Origin of the sequence: Chryseobacterium sp. VD8 (genome assembly GCF_037149975.1) — a bacterium.
Lineage (GTDB): Bacteria > Bacteroidota > Bacteroidia > Flavobacteriales > Weeksellaceae > Chryseobacterium > Chryseobacterium indicum.
Genome location: NZ_JBBCQL010000157.1, coordinates 1 through 10,811 on the forward strand (window position 1 = coordinate 1; position 10,811 = coordinate 10,811).

Below are 10,811 nucleotides of genomic sequence, written 5' to 3' on the forward strand. Positions count from 1 at the left end.
CCGAAGCCAATTAGAGCAGGTAAGCAAGAGAATTGAAAAAATAAAACCCAGAATAAGAGAATTTATTTATGATTTTAATAAGCAAGATTTTGACAGAAAAACAAATAAATTTATTCTCTATCTGTTGGAAAAATCTTTTGTTAAAAGGGAAAAGAGTACGAAAAGAATTCAATTTCCGAATAATCTTTCCGGGTTAAAGGTAAAATCCATAGAGCATTCTCTCACATTCAATATTATTCCAATTAGAGAGATAAGTCCTAAATTACCTGTTGAAATTATTAAGAGAAGTATCGATATTGCTAAAAGGAAAGAATTATTGGATAAGACGCTCAAATGGAAACAAGATAAAGAAAGAATAATGTATTGGACAAATTTGGCATTTCAGGAACTGGAAGAAAAAGGTTCACTAGTTTTTACACCATTGTTTTTTAAAATTGTAGATACAGACCGATTGGCAATTGCTGTTAAAACAGCACATAGTATTTTGAGAAAAAGTACAAAATCCAAACAGCGATACAAGGTAGAAATTAAACAAGAACCCGTTAATTATACTGTAAATAAAAGAATATCATTATGGCAGATGACAATTCAGAAAAAGTAGAAAAATATGGTTTTCTTTATGAAAAGAAAGCTGTGGGTATTTTTGCTAAATTAGATTACACACTTAGAAGTGGTATTCATATTCAACGAGAATATCCTTTGGATGCAAATTTATTTCGTTTCTTAAATGAGAATGCAAATTTTGAGTCTTTAAAAAATTATTATAAAGACTTTTTCAATCTAAACCTAAGAAAAGACGGAAATGAATTCAATCAGTATTATTATTTGGATCTAAATGAAGACGGAAAAAGTAATGTTCCTTCTGAAAGCAGAGACTATTTGAAAAATGAATTTATTATTGTTGGTATGCTTTTTCTAAAGATGTATAAATTGGATGGTAATATTGAGCTTGATAGTATATCTGAATTTACAAGCCTTCTTTATGAAGAATACGAAGAAGAGAAAAATGCTTTGAGAAAATTAATTAATGATAACTCTTCGGATAAAGGTTCTGATTTAAATGATCAACGATTTGAAGATGTAGTAAAAAAATCATTTATCAAGTTTGGAGAGTTAGGCTGGTTAATGTGGGATGACGAAAATGAAAAGAACAAGTTCAAAATAATGCCTTCCTTTGAAAGATTACGAGCAGCATACCAACCTCAGATAGAAACAATAGACAGTTTGATTAAAGAAGTGAAAGATGCAGAATAATTTTCCTCGTATATATAGTTTATCTACCATAGGTATTAAACAACACTTTAATGCCGATTATTTATTTCATCCTTACAGAACGGATTTTAGTGGGGAAAGTGGAAGCGGAAAAAGTATGATCGCAGATATGATTCAATTGATTTTAGTTGGTTCAGGTGAATTTAAATCTGCAACAGATGGTAATAAGGATAGAGATGTAAAAGGGATGCTTTTAGCTTCCGCAGGAAAATCATCTTCAAGAGGTTATGTTTTTCTAAACGTTGAAATTAGTCCGAAAAAGTACATTGTAATTGGGGTATATATCGAAAGTACAAGTAACGCTGCCGAAATGTTTATCGTACATAATGGATATGATTGGGAAGAGCTAACACCTCTAAATATGCCGATTTTTACAAAAGATTTGATTATAAATGACAAAGTAGATACACTAAATAATCTTTGTGAAAAAATTGATTTTGCAAGGATAAAATCTTTTAAAAGAAGAGTATATCATCAAACTCTTTATAATAATGAAATTCTCTCGTTAGATTTAACAAAAGATGAAACATTAAAAACCTATGCTAATATATTAAGATCTTTCTCAAGAGGTAAGGGTTTTAAAACAGAGTCTGAAAATCTAAAAAAATTCCTTTTCGGTGACGATGAGCAAAATGTCATTATGGAAAAATATAAAGAAGAAGTGGATAATATTAGTAACGACTTCTACGAACATAAAAGATACCAGGAAGAAATTGATTTGATAAACAAAAAACAATCTACTCTAAAAAATGCCCTTGATAAAAGTAAAATATACAAATCTACTTATTCTGAATTCCTATTCAAACGATATAATTATTGGAATACTTTAAAGAGAAAAACAGAAATAGAAAAACAAAAAACAGAAGAGGAATTAGAAAATAAAAAATTTGAACTTAAGTTTGTTGAAAATCAGATTAAAAAGTCCAAAATAAAAGACTTAGAGGAGCTTTTAGACAAAAAGAAAACTATCGCTAATCTTGCTTATAAAGATAGTTATAAAGAGGAAATAGAAAGTAAGTATTTCAATATCAAACAATCTAAAACTTATATAGAAACAGTTGATAATTGGTTGACATTAAATGACAATCAATTAGATAAAGTTAAAGAGTGGTATAAATTTCAAACCAAGGAAAACGAGAATAAAAGAAATTTATTGACCTTTATAAATTACCTCAAAAACAATAGTCTTATTAATTATTTTGATATCTCAAATTGGCTGATTGACTTTGAGAAAGCAAATGAAGATTTCCCTATAGAAATTGAAAAACTTGAAAAAGAGATAATTGAACTTGAATCATTATCAAAGTTTTCAGATTTAAATAATCCGGAATCTCTCGTAAGATGGGCTACTGAAAATTTGAACTTTCCCATATCCCACGCAATAGAAAGTATCTTAATCTATTTTCAGAAATATGGCAACGCAAAACCTTCGGAACAAAATGCTAATAGATATGTTCCGTTTCCGGAAGAATTATTTGAAAATATAGAATCTAAAGTAAAAGATAAAAAAGATCATCACGGATTTTGGTTAAATCTTGATGGAGTATATGAATACATAGAATATTCACCTAACCATCTTTTAAACGTCGATAATGTAGAATCCCTCATAAAACCATTATCGGAAATCAAAGAAGGAGTCGGAAAGAAATTAAATGCATTAATTAAAGAAAAAAGCAATAAAGAAAAGTATAAAGAAATACTGTTCAAGTTTAATAATCTTCAGGAAAACATAGATTTGTACAAAAGAAAAGAGGAACTTATTTCTTTTAATATTGAAGAAAGTTTAGATATTTCCGAAAGTAAATTTGAGCAATTTATTCAATTATATCTTGATAAAGACAATATTTTAAATCAATTCAATTTGATTCAAAAAAAATATGAAGATTTTTTGAGTATAAAAACAGTTATAGAAGAGTGTAATAAAAGAATCCAAAAACTGGAAACGGATTTATTTAGTAATAAAGAGAATATTGATATAGAGTTTGTTGAAAAGGAAATCGTACTTCAGAATAAAGAACTAGCTACACAACAAAATGATTTAGAAGAACTAATAAATAAATCTGTTTTTGATGAAACCTTGTTGAAGGAAAAATATTTGAGTAATCAGAATTTATTAAAATGCAGGTATGAATTAGAAAAAGAGTGTCGGGAAATCAATGACAGTATCCAACAAAAGGAAAATACAATTAGTATATCTAATCAGGAACTAACTGAAACAAAACAAATTTCTGAACAACTATTTAAAAATCAACTTGAATATGATGAAAATGTTGAAGAGTTTTCTAATCCTGAAAATGGTGGTTTCAACTCTTTAAAGAATAAGGCAGACAAATCAAAAATTGATTATGAAGTTGTAGTTAAGAAAATACTTGAAGATATGAATTTGCCATATGATGAATCTATTTCAATTGGGAAGCTAGCTAATTTAATGCTCCCGACTGTTTTCCCTACAACAGAAGTTGATGAGGACTTAATTTCATCTAATATTGCAGATAGGTTAAGCAAACTTACACAGGACATTCAGGAAATCGGTTCACGAAAAATTGAAATATTAGGCAGTATTTTTAATGAGGTTTATAAAGTTTACACCAATTACCTCACAAAAATCAATGAAATAGATGTCTATCTAAAAAAGAAAAATAAAATTATTACAGGAGGAAACAGAGCATCATTAACATCAAAAAAATCAATTTATTATCCTGATAGTTGGCTTGGAAATTTCAGAAAACAATTAAATACTCAAATAAACAATACAGGTTTATTCAGTGAGCTTCGGGAAGAAATAGATATCAACAAAATGATGATAAAAGCTTTTCAGCAACTTGGAGGAAGTGCCAAAGTTGAACCTGAAGATTTAATGAATCCAAAATCGTATTTCGATTTAGAATTTGATTTAAAACTTGAAAATGACGAGATTAATTCAGGAAGTAACGGACAAACCTATGCTGCAAATGCTTTGTTATGCTTAGCCAGATTATCTCTGATTGAAGAAAAAGGAAAAAAAGGATTAAAGATAATGCCTATAGATGAAGCTGAAGGTTTAGGAAGTAATTATGATATGTTACACGAGTTAGCAAAGAAAGAACAATATCAGGTACTAACAATGGCAATTGAAACAGCAGGTGAAATAACTGATTATGGGCAATACATTTATATTATGAATGAAAATAACTTGGTAAGTATAGATACTTATGTTCCACCTCTTGGAATCTTTTCAAATCAAGTTTTTCAAGATATTGATGAATACATAAATACGAAGCCGGACAATGAATAAAAATATCACTTGGAAAGAATTAAAAGCTCTTGATGATTTGTATCATTTAAAAAAGACCAAAGCAAATATTCAAGATCATCCTTATATAAAATATCTTTTAGAAGAAAAATGTATTCTTGATAAGAAGCCTGACAATACTAAAGTCATTATTTCTACAGATTATTTTATTGAATTCTATGAAGAAACATTTAGAATACCATATGATGAAGCTAAAAAATTTCTTATAGAAAACGGTATTGAACCTAATGCCAAAAAGAACTTTACACTTGAAGATGTAAAAACTTTAATGCTCATAGCCGAGAATAAAACTGAGTTAAAAAATAATCCAACCAATATAGAAGACTTTTCCAATGAATTTTTTGATACTTCAAAATACTTGAAGAACAAATCAAGTGTAAGAAATGCAGTATTCAAAATTTTAGATATCACAGAATTTGCTTTAGACAAAAAAGAAAACCAATGGAGATTAATTGTTGATCATCCTAATCCTAAGGCAATTGTATTATGCGAAAATAAGTCGTTTTTAAAGCAACCTTGGATAGCTAAAAATACTGAAGTTAAGTTATGGTATGTGGGAGGAAATAATATAAAAATAATTGAAGACATTGATGAAATGGAACTTTCCAAACCAATTTATTACTCTTGCGATTGGGATTTAGCAGGATTACAAATTTATTTGAGAATAAAAGAAAAGCTCAGCAATAGGAATAAGGATATTCATCTACTATATCCTAATGAACCTCATAAAAAAATAAGCACATATATAGATTATCATTACAGCCATTGGGATTTATCAAAAATACTATCTGGATTGTCTCTAGAAAATTTTTCAAAAAAAGAAATAATTCTTATCAACAATTTAATCCAAACCGAAATGTGGATAGAAGAAGAGTCTTTTGACTTGGCTAAAATGATTCAATTGCAGGTTTAACAAATTTCTAGTACTCCCAAACTTATCACGAAATTATGAATATTAATAAACTTTTTTTATTTTCTAAAAATACTGATGCTTTCAGTTCTCAGAGAGGTTATAATTATCAAACATTAAAAACTTTAGAAACTTGGGTTGGAAATTATTTAGAGAATGAGAAAGATGATATATACTGTGAATTTGAAGAAGATATTTTTCAAAAGAATAATTATGATAAAAATTTAAAATTTAGACAAATAAAACTTTATTCAAGTAATTTTTCATTTAGTAGTGATGAAATAAAAAAATGTATTTCTCATTTTTTTATGTTATCCATTAAATCTGATTACAATGACTTTACAAAAGAATTCATTTTTGAAACCAATACAAATGTCGCAGCACAATATACAGATAATGATGCTGAATTATTAAAAGAATGGGTTGATAACCAACACAATTTAACTGAAGAAAAGCTTGGTCGATTTTCTGAAAAAGTGAAAGAAATTGTCACCGAATATATTGATAAACAAAAGAACAGCATAAAAGAAAATGAGGCTGTATCAGAAGCATTTGATATTTTTCAAAAATTAGACTATAATTTCTGGAAAGATTTCACGAAACAAATTAGATGGAAATTCATAGGAGAATCACCAGATATAGAATTCTCAAATATTAAGAAAAATATCGAAAACCTAATTTCTCAACTAACTTTTGATAATATAAATAATGAAAGTACTCAGATTTTTGGTGTTTTATTGGAACACGTATTTATCAGAACCTCTCAGGGAGATAAAGAAAATAGAAAATTAACAAATGAAGATTTAGAAAAGTTAATTTTAAATATTGGAACTTCTGATGATAAATGGTACTCTTCAAAGTATGAATATTATAAAAATATTGCTCCCCCTACTGATTTTAGAGTAGGCGAATTTTTTGAAGTATTAGACTTAGTTAATTATTGCAGAAGAAAAAAATATTTACACAAACATAAAGATACGTGGAATCCGTTTCTGACCTTTTATTCCCGAAATGTAAATATCGAAGATGACTTCAGAAGAAAAGCAATTTATGAAATTGTTTTTCTTAATAATGAATTTTATGAAGTTGATTATGAAAATTTGAATGAAAGGAATAGGCCCAAAGGAGAACTTTTTGGATTTGAGGAGGATGTAAGATTTTATTATAATGATATTAACGGCTTTAAAGATGCAGATGACTTAGAAAATGCACATATTCTAACAAACATCCTTTTTACAATAATTGAAAATAAGAAAGTCAATATTTCAATTGATGAGTTAAAAAAGTGGTTTGTTCAGCTATATCGCAAGATAAGTCAGAAATTATTTTTAGAAAAAGATATTAATGAAAAATGTAAATTCCTTGAATTGAAAGGGAATCTTTTAATGGGAATAAATCGCATTCGACCAAAAGATAAAACATCATTTATTGAGTTTTATTACGAGCTATTAAAAATAGTTGATGATGCTCCTTTATTCAAATTATCACAATTTAGCGAGAGGATAGACAAATATTTAAAGATTTATATTCATCATAATGTTTCTGAAGATGAGGATATTATTGAGGTACTAGATGAATTTTCAGAAAGTTTATTTCCACTAGTAGAAAAGAGGGAAGGTAAAGTTAGATTAGCAAAGTCACAGGTTAATAAAGCCTATTCATTTTTAAAAACTAGTAAGCCAAGAAATATATTAAAAGCACTTGATCTTTTTCATAAAGCAAAAGATAATTATTTTCAAGAAGATACAATAGAGGGTTTTGTTTTAGCTCTTCTAAATATATCACAGTTGTACAATTCATTGGGGATGCATTTTGCAGCAAAAAATTATGCATTAGCATCATTTAGAATGAGTGCAATTAAAGAATTGGTAAAAAGGTTGGAAAATAGTGTTGGCTTACTTTTTTATTCGGATTATTTGCAAGGTTCTTGGTTTAATGCTATTAATATGTTTAGCAAATATATGAGTCTCCGTTTTGATTTTAATTATGATAAAAATGATGCAGAACAGGAAATAAAGGCTACTCACTATGTTTCATTTATTTTGTATTCAATGAATAGAATTTCTACTCAATATAATTATTTGGTAAATGATTATTTGAAACATCTTGACTATGTTGGAGAAGAAATTATTAAGCCTTTATTCTCTAAAATTGAAGAAGAGGTAAAAACAAATGAAAAATTTAATAAAGGGATTGAATACCAAATTGATGATTTTCCGCTTAATGATGTTGGAGACACAAGAGTTATCCAATTTTATGCATTAGGTAGTCTTTGGAGGATTAGTTTTGATAACTCATTTGAGTCATTATCAGTCGGCGAGGAATTTTTAGCAGCTATTCAAATTTTATTGGCTGAAATTTCCTTATCAGAGATTGATTTCCATTTATTAAAATCTAATATTGAAATAGAATTAATTTTAAGTGATACTTATAGACCGCCTGTACAGAAGGAATCCAATGAAGTAATAAAATGGCAAGTATTTATTTGTTTTACAGATGAAAAAGATATTGAAAAAGCAAAAAAGCATTCTGCATTTATCGTTTCATCATTATTAGCTTTATTAAATAACATAAGCTTGCTTCCATATACAGAATTTAAAGAAAAGTTTTGGAAATTCTTTGGAGAAAGTAATTTAATGTCAAAACAGCTTTCTTTTAATTTATATCAAAAAATGCACAGAGATCTTTATGTCAAAGAAGATTTTGAAGCTTATAACTCTACTTTTTTTCAAAAAGAAAAATTATCGTTAGATCTGCCTAAAGAAAATAAGTTTATGAAATGGCAAGATACGTTGAGCGAAAAGTATGATAAAAGCTTCAGTCTAGATGCAATCAAGAATAGGAATAATAATGTTAAGAAAAGTATATACATAACATTAAAAGAATTAAAACAAGATCCGAATTTTTCAGTTCTGATCAATGGATATAGAGATGAAGGTTGGAAAGATTGGCAAATTTTAGTCAATATGCAAAATTTTATGATTAATCATAAAGTAAGAGTTTTTGAAAATTATATTTTATCAAATACAGAAGATGATAAATATTATGAAGAATTCCAAAAAATGTTTCATAAGTATTCACTTATGAATGAAAAGGATTGCTATATAAAATACCCTTTGGAAGCTTTTAAATCAAAAGAATTTATAGATCAATTTAATATTGGAGCAATGGCAATTTTATCTACTTATGGGTTAGAATCAAAATTATTAACTCCTAATTTTAAAGCTCTAAAAGAATTTATGGATGTTAGGTTTAATATTAGAGTAGATGATTATACAGAAAATAATCTTTTGCAAGATATACCCTATTTGACTGAGTAAGTTTTTATCCTCGCTTTCCCGCAGCAAGTAACATAATCAAAATTATACGCACGGCAGCTGCGAAACGTTGCCCTCCACTCCGCAAAGCTCCGCTCCGTGCCAAAGCCATTGGTGCCTATAATTTGGGATTATGCTAAATGCTTTCCTTGCAACGGGCATAGCCCTTTTGCGCCATTTCCTTGCCAACGCTTTTTTCCCGCCCATTTTCATAGGATGCACAAAAAGATGCAGGAAGTGTCGTCTTTTGCCGGTTCCTCCAGCCAATACACAGGCAAGCTGTGTATCCGCTTCCGTCACAGCGCACAGCAGTACTCCGTGCTGATGAAAATACTTTTGCCATTCCTTCCTGCACCTAAATCTTTTCATCCAATTCCATAAAAAGCATTTTCTTTCAGCACTCCATACCGCTGTTTTTTCCATCGCTCTTTATGTTTAGTTATCGAAAGAAATTTTATCAATTATAGAACTTTTCAGAATGCATCTTTTTGTGCGGGCTGTTTACCCATACAATTCCCGGTTTCTTCCCAGAATTAAATCATCAATTTCAAAATCGAATTTTTCATACTCGTCTCTATGCGAAATCTGTCCTTTAAATAAAGCTTTTTCAACTGCAAATTCACGATAGCGATTGAGTATTCCTCCTTCTAGAAATACACAAATTGTATTTTTATTGTTATCAATTTCGTACTCTACATTTTTAACCCAAAACCTGTCCCAGCCAATTTTTGCTTTAATAAAGAAAAATTCAAAAGATTCATAAACTCTTGGAACTACCGGCAGTGTCATTGAGAAGAAACAAAAGCTATCATAATAACGTATGCGTAGCTCCACCTGAATCCCGGATTCAGTATAAAATAATTCGGGACTGTTCTCATTAAGTTTAAGGATTCCCTCATAGATTTCCTGTAACCATCTTGAAACCTTCGCAGAAGAATATCCACTCTGTTTCGAAATGTGAGCAATAGTAAGGTTTTCATTTGTTTTGAAATAATCATTTTTTAAAATCCATTTCAGAAAATCGTTGTATGTTTTCCCATTATTTTGGGATAATAAAATATTCGACCAGTTGGTCATATTCTGTAGGCATTGTAAATACTCTTGAGTTGAAGCCTTGTGAATGAATTTTGGACGTTCTTTTTTTCTTGGCATTTTTCTTTTAAAGTTAGTGAATCAATCAGTACACAAAAAATAAAAAAAGCAAAGCAAGTTAGGAGGCTTCCCAGTCCAGCCGCAATATTGTATAAAGGTCGAGCACTTCGTGTTTTTGGAAAAAGATTTTTTTGTAAAAAACTTACAAAAAAATCTTTTTCCAAAAAACCTTGACACAATTCCCCGCCTCCTTTAAATCAGCTTTCTTTTTTTCCGGTTTTTTCTTGGTTTTCTTTTCAAAATATTTCGTGAGCATCAATTTTAAATCCCGAATTATGCTCAATTTCAAAGTACGTACGTACAATCCTGAAAAAGGAACGCCCGAAAATTCAATTTTCATTTTATCAAGAGGAAGAAATGCAGGAAAGCCAATGTTTGAACCTTGTCCGAACTGTTTTATCCTGTATTGCAGGAATGAAACCGAAAAAGAAAATCTGTACTGGATATTTTATACCCTATGGAAAAACGGATTTTTCCATCCATATCTCTGCGGAAGCGTGATTGATATGCTTCGTCTTTCAGAACTCAAAAAAGTGATTCAAAATTGGATTATTCCAAGTTTTTCCAAAATGGAGCAAAACGGAAAAATCCTGCAGGACATTAAATCTGTTTATCAGCTGGAACAACATTATTCCAAAAAGTTGAAGCAGCTTTCAGAGCTTCGGAGTATTCTCGTACAGAAATACTATTACAAAATATAAAAACGGTTATTTTGTAATAATGGAAGCCGAACTCCAGCAAAAAGCCTCTCAAATTTTTGAGAGGCTTAATTGTTCCGCAGTCACCACAACTTTTATTTCCGGAACTTGTTTTTTATGTTTCTGATAAGAAATTTTAGCAATAAGGTGGCACCAAAACTCGAAACTCC

The 10,811-nt window shown here is 29.2% G+C and carries 8 protein-coding genes; 6 read left to right on the forward strand and 2 right to left on the reverse strand.

Annotated elements, in window-relative coordinates:
• The 5 genes from WFK35_RS15705 to WFK35_RS15725 form a co-directional block, all read left to right on the forward strand.
• Positions 1-601: hypothetical protein (locus WFK35_RS15705; protein ID WP_336733389.1), on the forward strand; the 601-nt coding region annotated here is incomplete at its 5' end.
• A complete protein-coding gene (locus WFK35_RS15710) occupies positions 574-1,254 on the forward strand; it encodes a chromosome partition protein MukE (protein WP_336733390.1) in 681 nt (226 codons plus the stop codon). The genes WFK35_RS15705 and WFK35_RS15710, both read left to right, overlap by 28 nt.
• The gene (locus tag WFK35_RS15715; RefSeq protein ID WP_052769192.1) at positions 1,244-4,546 is read left to right on the forward strand and encodes a hypothetical protein; all 3,303 of its coding nucleotides are present in this window, start codon (positions 1,244-1,246) and stop codon (positions 4,544-4,546) included. Before WFK35_RS15710 ends, WFK35_RS15715 begins: the two co-directional genes overlap by 11 nt.
• The gene (locus WFK35_RS15720) at positions 4,539-5,477 is read left to right on the forward strand and encodes a hypothetical protein (protein ID WP_052769193.1); all 939 of its coding nucleotides are present in this window, start codon (positions 4,539-4,541) and stop codon (positions 5,475-5,477) included. Before WFK35_RS15715 ends, WFK35_RS15720 begins: the two co-directional genes overlap by 8 nt.
• 35 nt (positions 5,478-5,512) lie before the next feature.
• Complete coding sequence (locus WFK35_RS15725) at positions 5,513-8,794, forward strand: hypothetical protein (protein WP_336733391.1); 3,282 nt, start codon at positions 5,513-5,515, stop codon at positions 8,792-8,794.
• Between the two features lie 42 nt (positions 8,795-8,836).
• Here the strand turns inward: WFK35_RS15725 and WFK35_RS15730 are convergent, their stop codons facing one another.
• Together WFK35_RS15730 and WFK35_RS15735 are read right to left on the reverse strand one after the other, a co-directional pair.
• A complete protein-coding gene (locus WFK35_RS15730; RefSeq protein ID WP_047096960.1) occupies positions 8,837-9,214 on the reverse strand; it encodes a hypothetical protein in 378 nt (125 codons plus the stop codon).
• 78 nt (positions 9,215-9,292) lie between these two features.
• Positions 9,293-9,943 (reverse strand): hypothetical protein, encoded by a 651-nt coding sequence (locus WFK35_RS15735; protein WP_047096961.1) that lies wholly within the window; start codon positions 9,941-9,943, stop codon positions 9,293-9,295.
• Between the two features lie 275 nt (positions 9,944-10,218).
• On the opposite strand from WFK35_RS15735, the gene WFK35_RS15740 reads away from it, so the two are divergent.
• Positions 10,219-10,644, forward strand: coding sequence for a DUF6943 family protein (locus WFK35_RS15740; RefSeq protein WP_047096962.1), 426 nt, complete (start codon positions 10,219-10,221; stop codon positions 10,642-10,644).
• The last annotated feature ends 167 nt before the right edge of the window (positions 10,645-10,811 follow it).